This window comes from Vibrio sp. 10N.247.310.17 (genome assembly GCF_041466605.1).
Lineage (GTDB): Bacteria > Pseudomonadota > Gammaproteobacteria > Enterobacterales > Vibrionaceae > Vibrio > Vibrio tasmaniensis_A.
In genome coordinates this window covers 24014-44987 of the sequence record NZ_JBFSTC010000036.1, presented here as the reverse complement: position 1 = coordinate 44987, position 20974 = coordinate 24014, and the positions used below count along the sequence as shown (strand labels likewise).

The following is a 20974-nucleotide window of genomic DNA, read 5'->3' as shown; positions in this document are numbered from 1 at the left end:
ACAGCTCGGAAGGATCCTTCAACCGATCACTTTGGCTTTAACTGATCGGCATTACAGCCTATGACCGTATTTTTACTTTGCTTTCAGAGCAAGGAATTGAAGTGACTCATTTTGATGGTGTCGTACCAAATCCGCCTACAACCGTCGTTGAACTTGGCCGCCAAGTGGCCATCGGAAATAACTGTGATGTGGTTTTGGCCATTGGTGGTGGTTCATCGATTGATACAGCAAAAATCATTTCGGCAACGATCAATACAGAGTCTCTAGATTGGGCTCATTGGTTTGCCACTTATGATTCACCGTTTGGGGACGTCAACCCACTACCCGCGAAAGTCGTACCTTTAATCGCAGTACCTACAACATCGGGAACTGGCTCTCAAGTGACGCAAGCGGCAGTGATTACCGACCTTGAGCAACATGCAAAGCTAACACTGTTTCACCCTGAATTTTTCCCTTGTGAAGCGTTAATCGATCCAGAGCTCATGCTGACACTGCCTCCACGTATGACAGCTATGACAGGATTTGATGCTTTTTCACATGCGTTTGAATCATTTACGGGTACTCGACCATCTCCATTTGTTGATGGTATGGCGTTAGAAGCAATGAAGCTTGTCATTGATCACCTACCGAGTGTTGTCGACAACGGCGCAGATTTACATGGCCGTTGCCAACTCGCGAAAGCAGACACACTTGGCGGGATCTCGCTAGCTAATGGCGGTGCGGGGGCACCACACCCTTTAGGCGAAATCTTAGGTAGTAGCAAAACAAACCTACCACATGGGTTAACACTCGCAGTGGTTTATCCAGCTTATGTACAACTTCAATGGCGCAAGCAACCAGAGAGATTTGCTCAAGTGGCTGAGTTATTTGGTGCTGTGGGAAGTACCGAAGAAAAAGCTCAATCATTAGCGGCTGCTCTTGTGAAATTCCTTGAACGTATCGGTCTTGAATCGAACTTAACTCAAGTAGGTGTCACCAAAGAAGATGTTCAAAAGTTGGAGCCGGCTTTTTGCTTTGATCTACCACTAACCAGTGGTGAAGAAATGAAAAAAGTATTGCAGGCCAGTTTGGTTGAATAAGCGACAGTCACGAATTCACGTTTGTCATAATTAAAGAAAATGGAGATTGAAACATGGAATGCAAGAACAACACTTTAGGTCATACAGCTTTGAAATTGGAAAGAGAGGAATTCATTGCCAGTAACCTAAAAGCGTTGGTCTTTGACTTCGATGGCCTTCTCGTCGATACCGAAACCTGTATGTTCAAAGCCTGGGAAGCTTTGTTAAAACCATACGGAGTTGAAGTTTCGCCACTCCAGGTTGCTGGCCTAGTTGGGAGCTCAGCGCCAGCAACCTACCTTTATCAACTATTCAACAAAGCGTCGAATCAAAAGCTGTCCGATTCACAAATTCGCGATCGAGTGATCGCTCATGCCTACCAATTAATTGCTTCAATAACAGAACGAGAAGGTGTCCGTCAGTATCTAGACTTTGCTAAATCACACTCATTGAGCATTGCACTGGCCACCAGCTCAGAGGCTGATCATTACATGCCAATTCTGAATCGTTTGAACCTTACACACTATTTCGACTGCTTTATCGGAGCAGAAGACATTGTCTCGGATAGACGGAAACCACATCCCGATGTGTATTTAGCGGCATTAGAACAACTCGGTGTATCTGCCCATCAAGCCATCGCTTTCGAAGATTCCCCTCCTGGAATTATGGCGGCTCGATCGGCAGGAATACCAACAGTTGCAGTCACCAATTTGCTCACTCATCACCTCGATGTCTCGCTAGCCAACGTGGTGCTGAGTTCGATGAATGATCAAACGCTACTGCAATTGATAAACCAACTTACCGAGAATGAACAATGAATAAATTAGAACAACTGAAAAAGCACACCACTGTCGTTGCCGACACAGGTGATATTGATGCTATTGCAGCATTTCAACCTGAAGACGCCACAACTAACCCATCTCTAGTACTAAAAGCCGCAGAAATGCCGCAATACGATCACTTAATCGCCGATGCGATCACTTGGGCAAAAGCACAAAGCAACGACAAATCACAACAGTTGATCGACGCTGGAGACAAACTGGCGGTCAACATTGGTTTAGAAATTCTGAAAACGGTACCGGGGCGCATCTCAACAGAAGTCGACGCTCGTATGTCATTCGACAGAGTCGCAAGCTTGGCAAAAGCTCGTAAGCTTATCGGCATGTATAACGAAGCTGGCATCAGTAACGACCGAATCCTAATTAAGTTAGCGTCAACTTGGGAAGGCATTCGAGCAGCTCAAGAGCTAGAGAAAGAAGGCATCAATTGCAACCTAACGCTGCTGTTCAACTTTGCACAAGCCAAAGCCTGTGCAGAAGCTGGTGTATTCTTAATCTCACCTTTTGTCGGTCGTATCCTAGATTGGTACAAAACCAATACCGATAAAAAAGAGTACCTTCCTCATGAAGATCCTGGTGTCGTTTCAGTCTCTGAAATTTACAACTACTACAAAGATCATGGCTACAACACGGTTGTGATGGGCGCGAGCTTCCGCAATGCCGATGAAGTCCTAGCATTAGCGGGCTGTGACCGTTTGACCATAGGCCCTGCAATTTTAGACCAACTTGCAGCACAAGAAGGCTCTGTTGAGCGCCTACTCTTTGCCGACCGTGACACCATCAAAGAGACACCAACAGCCATGACTGAAGCACAGTTCCGCTGGGAGATGAACCAAGACCCGATGGCAACAGAAAAGCTCGCCGAAGGCATCCGTAACTTTGCCGTCGATCAAGGCAAGTTAGAAACCATGATCGAAGCACGCCTGTAGGAGAAGATGATGATTACACGAACTAAATTAGCCGACGCTATTCGCGTTCTAAGCATGGACGCAGTACAAAAAGCAGGCTCGGGCCACCCCGGAGCACCGATGGGCATGGCCGATATCGCTGAAGTTCTATGGCGTGATTTTCTAAAACACAATCCGAGCAACCCTAACTGGGCCGACCGCGACCGTTTTATCTTGTCGAATGGCCATGGCTCAATGCTTATCTATAGCTTGTTACACCTATCTGGTTACGAGCTATCAATGGATGACATCAAATCTTTTCGTCAATTACACAGTAAAACCGCAGGTCACCCTGAATACGGTTACGCTCCAGGTATTGAAACCACTACCGGCCCATTAGGACAAGGCATCACCAACGGTGTCGGCATGGCTTTGGCTGAAAAAGTGCTGGCTGAACAGTTCAACCGTGAAGGCCACGACATTGTTGATCACCGCACCTACGTGTTCATGGGCGACGGCTGCATGATGGAAGGTATTTCTCATGAAGCATGTTCACTTGCCGGTACGCTTGGACTAGGGAAACTGGTCGCTTTTTGGGATGACAATGGCATTTCGATTGATGGCGAAGTCGACGGCTGGTTCTCTGATGACACACCAAAACGTTTTGAAGCCTACGGTTGGCATGTTATTGCTGATGTTGATGGTCATAACGCTGATGATATTCACAAAGCGATTACTGAAGCTAAAGCCGTAACAGATAAACCAACCTTAATTTGCTGCAAAACCGTGATTGGTTTTGGCTCACCAAACAAGTCAGCCAGTCATGACTGTCACGGTGCTCCGTTAGGTGCTGATGAAGTCGCATTGGTTCGACTCAACCTCGGCTGGGACCATCCTGAATTTGAAATTCCTCAAGATGTATACCAAGCATGGGATGGGAAAGAGAAAGGACAAAGCAATGAAGATGATTGGCAAACACGTTTCAATGCTTATCAAGAGGCGCATCCAGAATTAGCCGCTGAGTTTTTACGTCGTAGCCAGAACCTATTACCTGAAAATTGGGATCAGCACACTCAAGACCTAATCCAGACTTTGCAAGCGAATCCACAAACCATCGCGACTCGCAAAGCATCACAAAATACTATTGAAGCATTCGGACCATTACTGCCAGAGTTTTTGGGAGGTTCTGCCGATTTAACCCCTTCAAACTTAACTAACTGGTCAGGCTCAAAAGCAATTACCGCTCAAGATGCGTCAGGAAACTACTTGAGTTACGGCGTTCGTGAATTTGCGATGTCTGCAATGATGAATGGCGTGGCGTTGCATGGAGGCTTTATCCCATACGGCGGTACGTTCTTGATGTTCATGGAGTACGCTCGTAACGCGCTTCGTATGGCAGCACTAATGAAGCAACGCAGTATCTTCGTTTATACCCATGACTCTATCGGTTTGGGGGAAGATGGTCCGACACACCAACCGGTTGAACAAATCGCATCGCTTCGACTTACCCCAAACATGAGCACTTGGCGTCCTTGCGACCAAGTAGAAACCGCGGTGGCTTGGAAGTCTGCTATCGAACGTTTTGATGGCCCAACGTCATTGATTTTCTCTCGCCAGAACCTTGTTCAATTCAAACGTGATCAAGACACGCTTTCCAATGTAGCGAAAGGTGGATACATCCTTTCTGACTGTGAAGGCGAACCACAACTTATTTTGATTGCAACCGGCTCTGAAGTGGCACTTGCCATGGAAGCAAAAGCACAACTCAGCCATGTTCGCTGCCGCGTAGTTTCAATGCCGGCCACCGATATTTTTGACGCACAAAGCGCGGAATACAAGGAACAGGTTTTACCAAGCCATGTTACAGCACGAGTTGCCATAGAGGCTGGTATCCGTGACTACTGGTTCAAGTATGTCGGGCTACACGGCGACATTGTGGGAATGACAAGCTTTGGTGAATCAGCACCAGCAGAACAACTCTTCGAAATGTTTGGATTTACGGTTGAAAATATCGTTGAAAAATCCCTATCGGTTCTGGAGAAGTAATATGAGCATGGCACAACGCTTTATTGAAAACCAAAGCCAAGACTGCCTGCGAACTAAGGCTGCAAAAGTAGCCTTAGAGCAAGTCCTAAAAACGCTAACACCTTCTAGCGTGATTGGTATCGGCACTGGTGCAACAGTTGAAGTTTTCATTCAACTATTGAAAGAAAGTGGCGCTGAGTTTGCTCATTGCGTATCCAGTTCGGTTCGCTCAAGTCGAGCTTTATCCTCTGCAGGGCTGAATGAGATATCCATATCTGAATGTGGCCGTGTTGATTTCTACATTGATGGCATTGATGAAGGTCTTACAACCGGCATGACCGTGAAAGGTGGTGGTGCAGCACTGGCTCGTGAAAAAGTACTCGCGACGCTTGCTCTAAGCTTCATCACCATCGCAGATAGCGGTCGATTGGTCACTCAACTCGGAAAGTTTCCACTCCCTGTAGAGGTTTTACCTGCCGCACAAACCGCTGTGTTTAATGCCTTACAAAGCCTTGGTGGACACCCGACGTTGCGCCAAGACTGCACCACTGATAACGGCAATATCATTCTCGATGTTGCTCATTTGGACATCGCTGAACCAAAGCAATTAGAACTCCAAATTAACGCTATTCCTGGCGTCGTCGAGAACGGTATTTTCGCGCAAAGAACGGCCGATTTCATGGCTTTTTCGAATGCAGAAGGTACGTATTTATTATCAAAGCAACACGTTCAATAGCTGGGATTTATAATCAAAATGAGACCTCGCTTGCAAGTCTATTTACAAGCATGTCAGTAAGGATAATTTAGGAATAAAACATGACGGAAAGCAATTTTTTAGCTCAAACACTGCGCTATTTTGATTCAAATATTGAAACGTTTACGCGTGATCTATCTGAGCTAATTGCTATTCCGTCTGTACGAGATATCAGCAGCTGTTCACCCAATGCTCCTTTTGGTTTACCGATTAGAAACGCATTCGACTTTCTCATTAACTGGGCGAAACGAGAAGGGTTTGAAGCCCGTGATCATGATGGTTATGCCTTGGACATCAGCTTTGGCGAAGGCTTACAAGAAATCGGCATATTGCATCATGTAGATGTGGTAGAAGCAGGTAATTTGGACTCATGGTTAACCCCTGCATTTGAGATGCACCAACAAGGTGATGACTTATTGGGGCGAGGCGTTACCGACAACAAAGGCCCGTTAATGGCCAGTCTGTATATTCTCAAGATGTTTAAAGCGCTTGATGTAACACTCGACAAAAAAATAAGAGTGATCATCGGCGGCGCAGAAGAGACAACTTGGGAATGTGTAGAGCATTATTTTAATCATAACCCTCAACCGGATTATGGTTTCTCTCCAGATGGCGACTTCCCAATCGTTAATGGAGAAAAAGGCATCCTATATGCGTCATTGCAACGAGAATTCCCAACTCACAATGGCCTAGGAACTTGTCAGATCGTAAGCATTGAAAGTGAGCGTGACAGAACATCCACCTGCTATCAATTATCGATTTATCTGACAGGAGAAAAAGCGGCTGAAGTAGCAGCAACATTTGAAACTTCAGCAACGGTCACTCTTGCCAATGTGGCACAAAGTGACAACCACCAACAAAAGGAGTTGTACTGCGTTGAGTTGTCAACGCCGTGGGAGAAATCTCGCAACCCGCATAAGGTCGATAACTGTATGGATCAGTTTGTTCGTCACATGCGACATGTTGAAGGGTTAGACACTAACTCTCGAAATTTAATTGATTTACTAGACGCATGTTTTAGTGATTCCAATGATGCTTCGAAATTAGGGCTAGCACACCAAGATAATGAAATGGGGCCGACTACATGCTGTGTCTCCTCCATCAATTTGAATCAACATGGCTACAACTTGGATTTTGATTTTCGGTTTCCTAAAGGACTGACTATCGATCAAGCTCGTACCCAACTCCAGTATGTATCCCAACAATACGGAGTGAGATTGATTGAACACCAGTACTTACCTCTATCTTACCTCTCACCCGAAAGTGAACTTATCCAAGCAATGGGAAAAGCTTATTCCGAAGTTACCAAAATGGACGCTCAGTGCTTTAGTAAAAGTGCGGCTTCTTACGCGCGCGCGCTAAACAATGGTGTGGCATTCGGACCTACTTTTCCTGGTGATGTGACTCGTGTCCATGAGCCTAATGAAAGGCTCAGCCTCGAGTCATTAAAAAGAGCAATAACAATATACGTGAAAGTTCTCATATCACTTTAGGAGTAAATTATGAGAGATAAGGTTCAAGCACTTGCTGGAGGTATGATGGTATCCATCATCGTACTGGTTATCGCAGGTATATTTATTGGTGTAGGCGCTGGTGTTGTAAACCAAATGTCTGCTACCGACTCTGTTATTTGGGCATTCTTTAAGCTGATGTTAGATCTTGGCTTGATGGTCATGCGCAATCTACCGCCTTTCTTTGCGATTGGTCTAGCGTTCGCGCTGGCGAAATCTGAAAAAGGTTGGGCAGCCTTCACTGGCTTTACCATGTTCATGTGTTTCAACGTCGCTATCGGATCGATCGCTGCATTTCACGGATGGACTCAAGAAACTACAAGCCTTGCGTCATTAATGAATGATGCTGGCTACGACAAAGTAGCAGCGCAAAACTTCAACTCTTTATGGGGTGAGTCTTTAGGTATCTTCGCTTACAACATGGGGATCTTTAGCGGTATTCTTGTTGGTTGTATTACGGCTTGGATCCACAACCGTTACTACAAATTCGAAATGCCTGCACTCTTGAGCTTCTTCTCTGGCCCTCGTGCCGTAGTGATTTTCGCTTACTTCGCTATCATGCCTATCGCGCTGTTTGTTTACTACGCTTGGCCGCCGATCGCAGGGGCACTGCAGTCCATCACTACCTTGATTACTAGCTCAGGTATTTTTGGCTCTTTCCTATTTGGCGTATTTGACAAAGGCTTATTGCCATTTGGCTTACATCACCTTATCGCCTTCCCTATTGAATACACTCGTGTTGGTGGCGTAATGGAGATTGATGGTGTTGTTTACGAAGGTGTTCGTAACATCATGAATGGCCAAATGAGTTCACCAGAGGCAACGAGCTACATTACACATAACTTTACCAGCGGTCGTATTCCAATCCAAATTGGTGGCCTAACGGGTGCTGCTTATGCAATGTACGTAACAGCAAAAACAGCCAATCGTAAGAAGGTAGCCGCTATCATGGTGCCTGCGGTATTTACGACTGCTGTTATCGGTATTACCGAGCCACTAGAATATACCTTCCTATTCGTCCAACCATTCCTATTCTTTGCAGTGCATGTTCCGCTAAATGGTCTTGCTTATGTGATCACCGAAATGATGGGTGTTTCAATTCACGGAAATCAGCTGCTATTTATGGTGCCTAACCTACTACAACCTGAAAAGGTTCATGCTTGGGCTCTATTGTGGATTATCCCACTATACTTCGCGATTTACTTCTACACATTCAAGTTCTTCATCCTAAAGTTTGATTCAAAAACTCCAGGTCGCGAAGAAGAAGATGGTGATATCGCCCTGTATTCAAAAGAAGACTTTAAAAAGAAAAAGGATCAGACCTCAAAAGGACTGCCTGTTGAAATCATTAAGGCGCTGGGTGGAGCTGACAACATTGAGAACGTGACAAACTGTGCAACTCGACTGCGTGTTTCGCTGCATGACGAATCACTAACGGCAAGCGATAAAGTTTGGAAACAACAGCTCAACGCAATTGGTGTCGTCAGAATGAATAAAGGCATTCAAGTGATATATGGAGCCAACGTTATTACGATTGCCTCTGGTATCAAAGAAGCCCTTGGTGTCGACTCTTAGCTAAGCGCAACTTCCGTAACCCTACTGTTACGAATCTATAGAAACCAATAACTGACAATTCCTCCTGTGACTACAAGTCACAGGAAGGGATTCGTGCACCTGAAATATGGGAAATATAAAAATGAAAGCAATGACAAAACATGCAGTTACTTTACTTGCTCTTTGTGTTTCTGGCGTCCTACACGCAAACGAAAATACAACATCAAGCTGGTCTGAGCGCAACCCTATCGTCTTCTGGGGAGATAGAGCCAATGAGGACTGGAGCTATGTCGATGGTCTAGACGAAAGTCAAAAAAGCTTTTCAGAAAAACTCAAACGCTTGGATATTGATGACAGTGGTGACTGGAAAGTCTCATTTAGCGGTAATGTAAAAGCCGCAGTCGATAACCGTTGGAATCACATGTACGACGGAGAAAACCGCAAGAAAAATGAACTGCGTACTCGCATGCAATTCTCCACCGATGTGACTTACCAAGACTGGATGCGTGTATTTGGTGAAATTCGAACCAATTACACTAACCTCGATAGTCCGGGTCCAGTAGACGATGCCGGTGCTGACTTCCACCAGTTGTTTACCGAATTCAAATTACTCGATGACGGTGAGCAATACCTAAGTACCCGCCTTGGTCGCCAAGAAATATACTTAAATGAATGGCAAATGATGAACCGTGAACCAACGCCAGTTCAATCAAGTTGGAATGCAGCCAGCGCAAAATACAGCGTAGCAGGCATCAATTTTGACGCATACTACGGCGAGGAAGTATTCCCTCTCTACAAAGATGGCAGCTTCGGTGGCAACTGGGATGATAAAACCAATGGCAAAAAATCGACCGGCTTATTCGCTAATTGGAGAACTGACTTCGGGGCAATGCAAGCCTACATAATGAGTAATAAACTCACCAATGAAAGCTTTGTTAATGCACCAGACGGTGACGTCGACATTCAAGTTTTAGGCTTACATGCCCATGACTTTGTGAGTGAAGGGTTTGGTTACATGCTCGACGGTGTTTATCAATTTGGTGATCATGCAGGTAAAGATATCTCAGCCTACATGGCTTATGCCGATTTGAACTACAACTGGAAAGCAGACTGGAACTATCGCTTAGGTCTGAACCTACATTACGCATCAGGTTCAGATAAAAACAGCGACAAAGTGAACACGTTTAACCCTTTGTGGACAGGTGACCCACTGGGTTTCGCGCATGATGGCGCTTACGGTAACGCAATGCAGGTCGGTTCTTACACTGTGATTGAGTATCAGCCGAAACAATCCATCATCGCTGGCTTTATGTCGACATGGCGTGCCAACACAGATGATGCAATCTACACACTCAACCAAGATGTATTATTTGGTGCAGAGTCTGACGAAAAATACGCTTACACCCAGTTCTATCTGCAATTCCATAATTACATCACAGGCAACTTAAAGTCTGAGTTAAATATGTACTACGCATTAGATAGCGACTACACACGTGACGTAGTCGGCAGTAGCAGTGATGACATTTCCCGTGTTGAAATCGCACTGATCTATAACTTCTAACACTGCTTATCAGGTTAGTATGTTACTAAATGAATTCGCCCAGCAGTGCTGGGCGAATTTTTTAGATCATCATATTTCAGTTAATTGAATTACTCATCCGGCTGCTTGGTTCGAAGATCCACATATGGCCAGTAATGGTGCCCTACTCGAATCAAAAGTGTTGCTGCTGCTAAGATAAACGCTGCAACAGACAACCAAACGATGAGTACTGCATCCAACTCTTTCATGCCCAGAGTAATGTAACGAGCAATCGCCATCATCGCGATGTAAATCGGATATCGAACCGGGATCTTACCGTTCATCACAAACTGCTGAACCATCGCCAACACTTCTAAATAGATGAACATCAGTAGAATATCGGTCAATTGCACTCGACGTTCAGCAAAAACATGCATGAACTCTTCGACCATCGCAAACAAGGTCGCGAGCGTGATCGCTACCAGTAATACCGCTTCCATAATGTGAAATACTTTTAAAAACGGCTTACTAAAAGATTTAGGTAAGTGAGAAGGCATAGTCACTCTTCAAAAAATAATTAATCCAGTCTCTACATTAGCATGCGCTCTAGAGAAGCGACGAATACAAAAATGGCCCCACATTCACTGCAGAGCCATTTGTTTGTCTTTTACTTAACGACTTCTAGTGACTAATTAGCCTTACAACAGAATCAGGTACGTTAAGAACACCACACACAGCCCGTAGATCAATGGGTGCACTTCTTTGCGCTTACCTGCAACAACCATTGTGAATGCGTAGCTGATGAAACCCATCGCCATACCGTTCGCTGGTGAGAAGCTTAGCACTGTGAACATGATGGTGAAGAAAGCTGCAATGCGTGACTCTTTCTTTTCCCAGTTAATCTGACCAAGACGACCCACCATGTAGATGCCTACCACAACCATCGCAGGCGCGACCATTGCCGCTGAGAAGATAGAGAAGATTGGGTATAGGAATAGAGACACTAGGAATAGGCCAGCCACCATGACTGCCGCTAAACCTGTTTTCGCACCTTGAGAAGAGGCAATACCCGATTCAGAGAAAGCAGTAATCGATGTGGTACCTAGAATTGAACCAATCACAGTACCGCCCGCATCAGCCACTAGCGCCGATTTTGCATTCGGCACTTTGCCGTCTTTGTCGATGATACCTGCATCACGGCCAACACCCACAATCGTGCTCAATCCATCGAAGAAATCGACAATCAAGAAGATAAGTACGATGAACAACAAATCGAACATTTTCTCAGGCGTAAAAGCTGAGAAGTCAAAGATAGCGCCAAAGCTGCCTGCCATACTTGGTGGCATTGAAAAGAATTGGTCAGGGATTGGGGCGTTTGATGTGCCCATGAATACATCAGCAAGAATGGTCAACACGATAGCGGAAACAAACGAGATAAACGTGGCCAACTTAATGTCACGAACCATACAGCCCAATGCAATGAAGATACTCACATAAGCGATAATCACTTTCGGATCGGAAATGTCACCTAAGCCAACCAGTACGAACGGGTTAGAAACGATGATACCCGCATTCTTAAGGCCTAAGAAAGCAATGAACAAGCCGAGAGAGACAGTAATCGCCAACTTCAAATCTTCAGGAATCGATTCAATCATCGACTTACGGATATTGGTCAATGAGAAAGCAAGATAAAGAATACCCGATAGGAAGATGCCAAATAATGCTTCATTCCAAAGTACCGCCACTGAACCACTTAACAATAAACCTTTGAAGAAGCCATTCATGCTCATGCCAGGTGCTAGCATGACTGGATAGTTACCCCAAATGCCCATGATAAGCGTTGCAATAGCAGCAGAAAGAGCGGTCGCCGTAAAGACTGCACCTTTGTCCATTCCCGGAATGCCACCCAAAATTGCTGGATTAACCGCCAAGATATAACTCATCGCTAAGAAGGTAATAAAACCTGCGTATAGCTCAGTGCTGATCGTGGTCTTTCTCTCTGAGAGTTTGAACATGGTGTCAAGTGAGCCAGATGTCTTCTGGGCTTTCAGGGTGGAGTCGGTATTCACAACAAAACCTATGTATTAAATTAAGAAATTTGAGATTCAAATGCTGTGAGAATAGAGGGATCTCTACACTAAAAACTGTAGTCACCAAGGTAGGCTCGGTAGTAGAAACATCCAGTCCATATCACTAGATATATACAGCATTTAATCGTTTGCGCGGATTGTAAGGATTGAGATTAAAACTTCAACAAATTTTGTTCAGATCACATAAAAAACTGAACATGATCAGTCATTACATTTATAGGAAGATCAGACAAAGGATCATTTAAGAATAAATAACGATCAAGCCAGTTGTTCTCAATAATCTAAATATGCTACTCTTCGCCTCCATTTTTCTGACCTAATTTTCACCAGTTGTCTCTATTAGTTTTACTTGTTATCCCTTTATAGATGCAACCATCGGAACAAAAATTAGAGTCAGTGCTATCTTTTATAGTGTCGGTTTATCACCCTCACTCAATCCAACCAACAGTGGAAATATACAGATGGGCAAAGGTACTCTTTACATCGTATCTGCACCTAGTGGCGCAGGTAAGTCGAGCTTGATCTCAGCAATGCTAGAAACCAATCCAACCTACGCAATGAAGGTATCTGTTTCACACACCACTCGCGGTATGCGCCCTGGTGAAGAAAATGGTGTTCACTACCACTTCGTAGAGAAGCATCATTTTGAAGACCTTATTAATAAAGGTGAATTCCTAGAGTACGCTGAAGTTTTCGGCAACTACTACGGTACTTCACGCGTTTGGATTGAAGAAAACCTAGACCGCGGTATCGATGTATTCCTAGATATCGACTGGCAAGGTGCTCGTCAGATCCGTGAACAAATGCCTCAAGCGAAGAGTGTATTCATTCTTCCACCATCAAATGGTGAGCTAGAGCGTCGTTTGAATGTTCGCGGCCAAGATAGCGACGAAGTTATTGCGAAACGCATGAGCGAAGCAAAATCAGAAATTTCTCACTATGCAGAATACGATTATGTGATCGTGAATGATGACTTTGATGCAGCCCTAATGGACTTCAGAGCTATCATTCGTGCGGAGCGCTTAAAAGAAGATAAGCAAGCAGCTAAATACAGCGGCATGCTTACAGCACTACTAGCGGAATAATCTCTGATACCAATCGTAGTAAACAACTGGTCATTCTAGCTTGTGAAAAAGCCTGATAACGTCGTTAGAATTTTTGATTGTAGGGTCACTGCTTATCGAAAAATCCTGCCTTGTTCTCAAACTTTTGTTCGGCGCTATCTCTGAACACTTATTTACTGTGATTGGTATAACTGGATTTTCCATTGAGATAAGTATACGGTGAACTAGAAAGTCTCTAGTTAAACTTGTATACTTTCTCGTCATCAAAAATTTATTAGTTAATTACTATTTGGAGTCCTCATGGCACGCGTAACTGTTCAAGACGCTGTTGAAAAAGTTGGCAACCGTTTCGACCTAGTTCTTATTGCGGCTCGCCGCGCACGTCAAATGCAAACTGGCGGCAAAGATTCACTAGTGCCTGAAGAAAACGATAAGCCAACGGTTATCGCTCTTCGCGAAATCGAAGAAGGTCTTATCACTAAAGACGTACTAGATGCTCGTGAGCGTCAAGAGCAACAAGAGCAAGAAGCGGCTGAGCTTGCAGCAGTAAGCAGCATCGCTCACACTCGATAGCTCATATTCGCTGATAGAATCAACGTCATTCGAACTAATTAACCTTCCGGGCCTTTAATTTGTATCTATTCGATAGCCTCAAAGACGTTGCCCAAGAATACCTAACAGAGCCTCAAGTTGAGGCTCTGCGTCAATCTTATGTGGTAGCGAGAGACGCCCATGAAGGGCAAACCCGTTCAACGGGTGAACCATACATTATCCACCCTGTAGCTGTTTCAAGAATCCTGGCAGAAATGCGTCTGGATATCGAAACTCTGCAAGCAGCCTTACTCCACGATGTAATTGAAGATACTGAAGTTACAAAAGAGGAGCTAGAAGCTCAATTCGGCAATACCGTTGCTGAACTGGTTGATGGTGTATCTAAGCTGGATAAGCTTAAATTTCGTGATCGCAAAGAAGCGCAAGCAGAGAACTTCCGTAAGATGGTTCTCGCGATGGTGCAAGACATCCGCGTTATCTTGATCAAATTAGCTGACCGTACTCACAACATGCGTACGCTTGGGGCACTTCGTCCTGATAAGAAGCGTCGTATTGCTCGTGAAACCCTAGAGATTTATTCTCCGCTAGCTCACCGTCTTGGTATTCATAACATCAAGACAGAACTAGAAGAACTGGGCTTCGAAGCCCTTTATCCTAACCGTTATCGCGTCCTGAAAAACGTAGTGAAAGCTGCGCGTGGTAACCGTAAGGAGATGATTCAACGTATCCATAGCGAAATCGAAGGCCGCCTTGAAGAAGTCGGTTTGCCTGCTCGCGTACTTGGTCGTGAAAAGAACCTGTTCTCCATCTATAACAAGATGAAAACCAAAGAACAGCGCTTCCACACCATTATGGACATCTACGCTTTCCGCGTGGTGGTTGATACACCAGATACTTGCTATCGCGTACTTGGTCAGGCCCACAGCCTGTACAAGCCTCGTCCTGGCCGCATGAAAGACTATATTGCGGTACCGAAAGCCAACGGCTACCAATCTCTGCACACGTCAATGATCGGCCCTCACGGGGTGCCAGTTGAGGTCCAGATCCGTACTGAAGATATGGAGCAGATGGCAGATAAAGGTGTCGCGGCGCACTGGTCTTACAAAGGCAATGGCTCACGCAGTAGCAACGGAACAACCGCACAGGTTAAAGCACAACGTTGGATGCAGAGCTTACTTGAGCTGCAACAAAGCGCAGGTAACTCATTCGAATTCATTGAAAATGTTAAATCTGATCTGTTCCCAGATGAGATCTTCGTATTCACGCCGAAAGGTCGCATTGTCGAACTTCCAGCAGGCGCAACAGCAGTCGATTTTGCTTACGCGGTACATACCGACGTCGGCAACATGTGTGTCGGTGCTCGTGTAGACATGAACCCTTACCCACTCAGCAAATCGCTGAAGAATGGCCAAACTATTGAGATCATCAGTGCTCCGGGCGCACGTCCGAATGCAGCATGGCTCAACTACGTAGTGACCTCACGTGCGCGTACGAAGATCCGTCAGGTCCTGAAAACGATGCGTCGTGAAGAGTCGATTACCCTTGGCCGTCGCCTACTGAACCATGCACTTGGTGAACACTCTATTGCCGATGTCGGTCAAGAGAATATCGAACATGTATTGTCTGATCTACGTCTCGATAACATTGAAGACTTGCTAGCATCGATTGGTCTTGGTGAACTGATGAGTATCGTTATTGCTCGTCGTTTATTGGGCGATGCTGACGAACTGACTGAAGTGGCAAACAACAGCGATACGCCTAGGAAGAAATTACCTATCCGTGGTGCTGAAGGCCTATTACTGACGTTCGCTAACTGTTGTCACCCGATTCCAGATGATCACATTATTGCTCATGTATCTCCAGGTCGTGGTCTTGTGGTACACCGAGAAACGTGTCCAAACGTTCGTGGTTACCAGAAAGAACCGGATAAATACATGGCGGTTGAATGGTCTGACGATTACAACCAAGAGTTCACAGCTGAACTTCAGGTCGAATTGCAGAACCATCAAGGTGCGCTGGCTGAGCTAACTAACGTTATCTCGAAAACAGGCTCGAACATTCACGGTATCTCAACCGAAGAACGTGACGGACGCTTGTACACAGTGACTATCTTGTTGACCACGAAAGATCGTGTTCATTTAGCGAGTATTATGAAGAAGCTACGTGTGATGCCACACGCGCTCAAAGTAAGACGTCGCAAGAACTAGATCTAAAAGCAGACAAATAAAGCAGATGAGAGATACGAGTCTCGAGATACGAAGAGCAAAAGCTTTTCACCACTCAACCTTTCGTATTTCGAGTCTGCTTTAATTTTTTGTACTGCCCTATTCTTTCACCCCCCGATAAATCCAAGCTCCTATTTACTCTTAATCTCTTCGAATTTCGTTTACCCGCATCACGAATCTGCTCTTGAGCTTTATCCTGTACAAAAATCCAGTAAAATGCTTGAATAGATTATCTCTCTTACGTTTATGAGCCTTGTTATGTCACAGCTTTTATCTGCTATCCCTCTCAACTCTTTATCTGGAGTCGGCGCAAAAGTCGCAGAGAAACTGGAAAAGGTTGGGCTTAACAATGTACAAGACCTGCTATTTCACCTACCTCTGCGCTATGAAGATAGAACTCGTATCTATCCCATCGTAAAGCTGCATGCCGGGCTGTGGGCTGCTGTACAAGGCAAGGTGATGCATGTTGATACCATTTTCGGTAAACGTAAGATGCTCGCAGTAAAGATCAGCGATGGTAACGGCACGATTACTCTGCGCTTTTTCAACTTTACTGCAGGAATGAAGAATAACTTTGCCGAAGGCAAACAAGTGCATGCTTATGGTGAGATCAAGCGCGGCAATATGGGGCTTGAGATTGTCCATCCGGATTACAAATTCTTTGCTCCTAGGCAACAACCAGACGTTGAAGCCAACCTGACTCCGGTGTATCCAACCACTGAAGGGCTAAGACAAGTCACGCTACGTAACCTCACAGACCAAGCTCTAGAGTTAATCGATAAAGCAGCCGTCAATGAGCTGCTACCGTCTGGTCTATACGACCACCAAATTACCCTCGCACAAGCACTGCATACCATTCACAGGCCGCCCCCGGGCATTGACCTAGAGCTGTTTGATGAAGGCAAGCACCCTGCGCAACTGCGTCTGATTATGGAAGAGTTGCTGGCTCAAAACCTGTCGATGTTGTCTGTTCGTAGCAAAGGGCAGCAAGACAAGGCAATGCCTTTTCCTCCGGTGAACACCCTCAAAGATAAGCTGTTAGATCAGCTACCGTTCTCGCCAACTAATGCACAGGCACGAGTGACCAAAGAGATCGAAGCTGACTTGGAAAAGCCGCACCCTATGATGCGTTTAGTGCAAGGTGATGTGGGCTCTGGTAAAACCTTAGTCGCTGCACTCGCGGCTGTTCGCGCATTGGAACATGGTCAGCAAGTGGCATTGATGGCACCAACCGAACTATTGGCAGAACAGCACGCGATTAACTTTGCTAACTGGTTTGAGGCAATGGGTATTCAAGTTGGATGGCTAGCAGGTAAACTCAAAGGCAAGGCTCGTGAAACTGAACTAACACGAATTGCCAGCGGCGAAGCGCAAATGGTGGTCGGTACTCATGCGCTATTTCAAGAGCATGTCGAGTTCAACAACCTTGGTTTAGTGATCATTGATGAGCAGCACCGATTTGGCGTCCACCAGCGACTAGAGCTACGTGAAAAAGGCGCGAAGCAAGGTTATTACCCTCACCAACTGGTGATGACGGCAACACCAATTCCACGAACGCTGGCGATGACGGCCTATGCCGATCTCGAAACCTCGATTATTGATGAGTTACCACCGGGGCGAACCCCAATTCAAACCGTCGCGATTCCTGATACCAAGCGCGATGACATTGTTGAACGTGTGAAAAATGCGTGTCTCAATGAAGGCAAACAAGCTTACTGGGTGTGTACGTTGATCGATGAATCAGAAGTACTGGAAGCTCAAGCTGCAGCGGATACGGCAGAAGAGCTGCAACGCAAACTGCCCGACGTAAAAATTGGTTTGGTTCATGGCCGAATGAAACCCGCAGAGAAACAAGCGGTGATGCAGGAATTCAAAGAGAACAAACTGCACCTGTTAGTTGCTACAACCGTGATTGAAGTCGGTGTAGATGTACCGAATTCAAGCTTAATGATCATCGAGAACCCAGAGCGTCTTGGTCTAGCGCAACTGCACCAACTGCGTGGCCGTGTTGGCCGTGGTTCGGTCGCAAGCCATTGTGTACTGTTGTACCACTCCCCACTATCTAAAACCGCTCAGAAACGCTTAGGGGTACTTCGTGAAAGTAACGATGGCTTTGTGATAGCTCAGCGCGACTTAGAGATTCGTGGGCCCGGTGAGTTACTTGGTACCAAGCAGACAGGCTTGGCTGATTTTAAGATTGCCGACTTAGTCCGTGACCAACGTTTGATACCTGAAGTGCAGCGTATCGCGCGTCATATTCACGATAGCTACCCAGACAACGCCAAGGCGATCATCAACCGCTGGCTGGGTGAACGCGATGTGTATTCTAAGGCGTAATTCGCCCTCATATCTTGCTTAAAACGTAAAAAGGCTTCTACAAGGAAGCCTTTTTCGTGCGTATAGCCTAAGGTTTCACAGGGAAACTGATCTGCGCTTTCAAACCGCCTTCACTGCGATTATTCACCACCACCGCACCTTGATGCTGACTAACAATACGTTTCACGATCGCTAAACCTAAACCTGTCCCTTCACTACCACGAGCCGTGTCACCACGCGTGAACGGTTCAAACAACTTCCCGATCTGGTCTTGTGGAATACCCGGACCGTTATCTTCTACCGTTACCCAAGCCAGTTTGTTATCTGCCGTCATGCCAGTCGATACTTTGACCCAACCATTACCGTAGCGTAGCGCGTTCACCACCAAGTTACTCACTGCACGCTTCATCGCGATCGGGTTACCCAACGCAGGTTTCATGGTTTCTGGAATATCGGTTTCAATCTGAACCTCATAGCCACCTTCAGAGCTAGAGACCTCGCGCGCAATATCATCAACAAATACCGCCTGGAATGAGTCTCGATCAACAGGCTTTAGGTAATCCATAAACTGACTGATGATCTCATTGCACTCTTCAGTATCACTGATGATCCCTTCCGCTAGATAACTGTCTTCTGGCGACATCATCTCAGTCGCCAAGCGAATACGCGTGAGTGGTGTACGCAGATCATGGCTGATACCCGCCATTAGTAGGGCTCTATCTTCTTCGAGTTCTTGAATGCCTTTCGACATCTGATTAAAGGCTCGAGTTACCGAGCGAATCTCTTGTGCACCTTGCACTGGAAGTGGCGGTGGAATATCACCACGCCCAACACCTTGCGCGGCTTTCTCTAGGGCTATCAACGGCCGATTTTGCAAGCGGATAAACAGCCACCCACCAGCAACAATCAACAACGCCATGATCAGACTGTTACGAAATAGAGGCGCAAAGTCTTCTTCTTGCAGCTCAGACAGGGGAATACGAATCAAGGAGTTAGGCAACTGCGCAATGTCCATCCACAACACGTAACTTTCTTTGCCCAAAACCAATCGCACTTCGGTTTCAGAACCGAGCTCTTTGGTCATCTCCTCACTCATCAGGTCTATCGCGACCGCATGGTAGTACTCGCCCGACGCTTCACTGTCCTTGGCATGAACCGTAACCCCGAGCTGCTCAAGTACACGCTGACGCAGTGGTGCATCAATCTCGATATCACTGCCTTGGTCCAATACTAGGTTTAGTTCGTGAGCCAAAATCTTATTAAACTGCTGCAAACTCGGCATCAATGCATAATTGAACACCGCGTAATAAGAAAAGATTTGGCTAGCAACCAATAGGGTTAAGAAGAGCACTATCGACTGAGTAAAGGAGCTACGTATGCGCATAGAAGACCTAAAGTGAGGGATGATAAAGGGATATAGTGGGAACTATAGCTGTAATACCAATCACAGTAAGTAAATGATCATAAATAGCGCCGGAAAAAGGCTTGAGAACAAGGCTGCAATTTTTGATAAGTAGTTATTTTACAATCAAAATTTCTAACGAAGTTATCGAGCGTTTTAACAAGCTAGGATGAGCAGTTATTTACTACGATTGGTATCTCTCATTGTGCTGAATACAAAACGGGCCATCGCATATTAATGAGATGACCCGTAAATAAAGAATTCTGAATCACAGAACGAGCAAAGCTAGATTACACAGCTTTGCCATCTGGAACGAATACATAACCCAAGCCCCACACCGTTTGGATATAACGAGGTTTACTTGGATCTTCTTCTACTAGACGACGCAAACGCGAAATCTGGACATCGATAGAACGTTCCATCGCTGAATACTCACGGCCACGAGCCATGTTCATCAGCTTATCGCGAGACATTGGCTCACGAGCGTTAGTGACCAGTGACTTCAGAACCGCAAATTCACCTGAGGTAAGAGGCATAGGCTCTTCACCGCGGAACATTTCACGTGTACCTAGGTTTAGACGAAACTCACCAAACTCAACCACAGACTCTTCTGTGCTTGGCGCGCCCGGTGCTTCAATCACTTGGCGACGCATTACCGCTTTGATACGAGCAAGCAGTTCACGTGGATTAAATGGTTTTGGCAGGTAATCATCAGCACCCACTTCCAAACCCACAATGCGATCCACTTCGTCACCCTTTGCTGTAAGCATCAGGATTGGTAGCGAGTTGTTTGCGTTTCGTAGACGACGACAGATCGAAAGACCGTCTTCGCCCGGCAACATTAAATCCAATACCATCAAGTGAAAGTTTTCACGGGTTAACAGGCGGTCCATCTGCTCACTGTTTGCCACGCTACGCACTTGAAAGCCTTGCTCTGACAGATAGCGTTCTAGCAGTGCACGTAAACGAGCATCGTCATCGACCACTAAAATTTTGTAGTTTTCTTGCATGTAATGGTTCCACCTATTAAAGCTTAAACCTAAGGTTAAGCATTCTTGGTACATTGTATATTGGTATAAGACATTAAAAATGTAACATTATTGAGGGAAAAGTCGCCTAAATAATTGTTAACGTATGTTGCCTTTCTATATATTCTATCTTAGATCATCATTTCATTA

Annotated in this window: 15 protein-coding genes, 1 pseudogene and 1 riboswitch; of the genes and pseudogenes, 12 read left to right on the top strand and 4 right to left on the bottom strand. The window is 45.5% G+C overall.

All coding sequences use genetic code 11. From position 1 onward, the window contains the following. Positions 1-56 precede the first annotated feature (56 nt). From AB6D80_RS12115 to AB6D80_RS12080, 8 genes and pseudogenes are all read left to right on the top strand, one after another. Positions 57-1079: pseudogene (locus AB6D80_RS12115) on the top strand (iron-containing alcohol dehydrogenase); the annotation flags it as partial. 53 nt (positions 1080-1132) lie between these two features. Then, the gene (locus AB6D80_RS12110; RefSeq protein WP_372188609.1) at positions 1133-1876 is read left to right on the top strand and encodes an HAD family hydrolase; all 744 of its coding nucleotides are present in this window, start codon (positions 1133-1135) and stop codon (positions 1874-1876) included. Then, a complete protein-coding gene (tal, locus tag AB6D80_RS12105) occupies positions 1873-2826 on the top strand; it encodes a transaldolase (protein WP_017099278.1) in 954 nt (317 codons plus the stop codon). The genes AB6D80_RS12110 and tal overlap by 4 nt, the downstream gene beginning before the upstream one ends. Before the next feature lie 9 nt (positions 2827-2835). Continuing rightward, positions 2836-4830 (top strand): transketolase, encoded by a 1995-nt coding sequence (gene tkt / locus AB6D80_RS12100; RefSeq protein ID WP_371701520.1) that lies wholly within the window; start codon positions 2836-2838, stop codon positions 4828-4830. Between the two features lies 1 nt (position 4831). Beyond that, the gene (rpiA, locus tag AB6D80_RS12095; protein WP_371701518.1) at positions 4832-5545 is read left to right on the top strand and encodes a ribose-5-phosphate isomerase RpiA; all 714 of its coding nucleotides are present in this window, start codon (positions 4832-4834) and stop codon (positions 5543-5545) included. A gap of 80 nt (positions 5546-5625) precedes the next feature. Beyond that, the gene (locus AB6D80_RS12090) at positions 5626-7056 is read left to right on the top strand and encodes a Sapep family Mn(2+)-dependent dipeptidase (RefSeq protein ID WP_371701516.1); all 1431 of its coding nucleotides are present in this window, start codon (positions 5626-5628) and stop codon (positions 7054-7056) included. A 9-nt stretch (positions 7057-7065) separates the two neighbouring features. Beyond that, the gene (locus tag AB6D80_RS12085; RefSeq protein ID WP_372188607.1) at positions 7066-8649 is read left to right on the top strand and encodes a PTS transporter subunit EIIC; all 1584 of its coding nucleotides are present in this window, start codon (positions 7066-7068) and stop codon (positions 8647-8649) included. A 121-nt stretch (positions 8650-8770) separates the two neighbouring features. Then, on the top strand, positions 8771-10189 hold the full coding sequence (locus AB6D80_RS12080) for a hypothetical protein (RefSeq protein WP_372188606.1): 1419 nt from the start codon (positions 8771-8773) through the stop codon (positions 10187-10189). Between the two features lie 89 nt (positions 10190-10278). Here AB6D80_RS12080 and AB6D80_RS12075 read toward each other — a convergent pair whose 3' ends face one another. Continuing rightward, entirely contained in the window at positions 10279-10704 is a 426-nt protein-coding gene (locus AB6D80_RS12075; protein ID WP_009848000.1) for a phosphate-starvation-inducible protein PsiE, read from the bottom strand. A 141-nt stretch (positions 10705-10845) separates the two neighbouring features. After that, positions 10846-12216 carry an NCS2 family permease gene (locus AB6D80_RS12070; RefSeq protein ID WP_135385224.1) on the bottom strand — a complete coding sequence of 457 codons (1371 nt, stop codon included), beginning with the start codon at positions 12214-12216 and terminating at the stop codon, positions 10846-10848. 58 nt (positions 12217-12274) lie between these two features. Continuing rightward, positions 12275-12374: riboswitch (purine riboswitch) on the bottom strand. A 324-nt stretch (positions 12375-12698) separates the two neighbouring features. Here AB6D80_RS12070 and gmk point away from each other — a divergent pair. The 4 genes from gmk to recG all read left to right on the top strand — a co-directional run bounded on the left by gmk (position 12699) and on the right by recG (position 18415). Further along, positions 12699-13322 carry a guanylate kinase gene (gene gmk, locus AB6D80_RS12065; protein ID WP_009848002.1) on the top strand — a complete coding sequence of 208 codons (624 nt, stop codon included), beginning with the start codon at positions 12699-12701 and terminating at the stop codon, positions 13320-13322. 279 nt (positions 13323-13601) lie between these two features. After that, on the top strand, positions 13602-13874 hold the full coding sequence (gene rpoZ, locus AB6D80_RS12060) for a DNA-directed RNA polymerase subunit omega (RefSeq protein ID WP_009848003.1): 273 nt from the start codon (positions 13602-13604) through the stop codon (positions 13872-13874). A 59-nt stretch (positions 13875-13933) separates the two neighbouring features. Beyond that, entirely contained in the window at positions 13934-16060 is a 2127-nt protein-coding gene (spoT, locus tag AB6D80_RS12055) for a bifunctional GTP diphosphokinase/guanosine-3',5'-bis pyrophosphate 3'-pyrophosphohydrolase (RefSeq protein ID WP_012603022.1), read from the top strand. Between the two features lie 276 nt (positions 16061-16336). Continuing rightward, entirely contained in the window at positions 16337-18415 is a 2079-nt protein-coding gene (gene recG, locus AB6D80_RS12050; RefSeq protein ID WP_269336522.1) for an ATP-dependent DNA helicase RecG, read from the top strand. A 67-nt stretch (positions 18416-18482) separates the two neighbouring features. Here recG and envZ read toward each other — a convergent pair whose 3' ends face one another. After that, complete coding sequence (gene envZ / locus AB6D80_RS12045; protein WP_012603020.1) at positions 18483-19778, bottom strand: two-component system sensor histidine kinase EnvZ; 1296 nt, start codon at positions 19776-19778, stop codon at positions 18483-18485. Between the two features lie 308 nt (positions 19779-20086). Next, positions 20087-20806: a two-component system response regulator OmpR gene (gene ompR, locus AB6D80_RS12040; RefSeq protein WP_009848007.1), complete on the bottom strand. Its 720-nt coding sequence runs from the start codon at positions 20804-20806 to the stop codon at positions 20087-20089. Positions 20807-20974 lie beyond the last annotated feature (168 nt).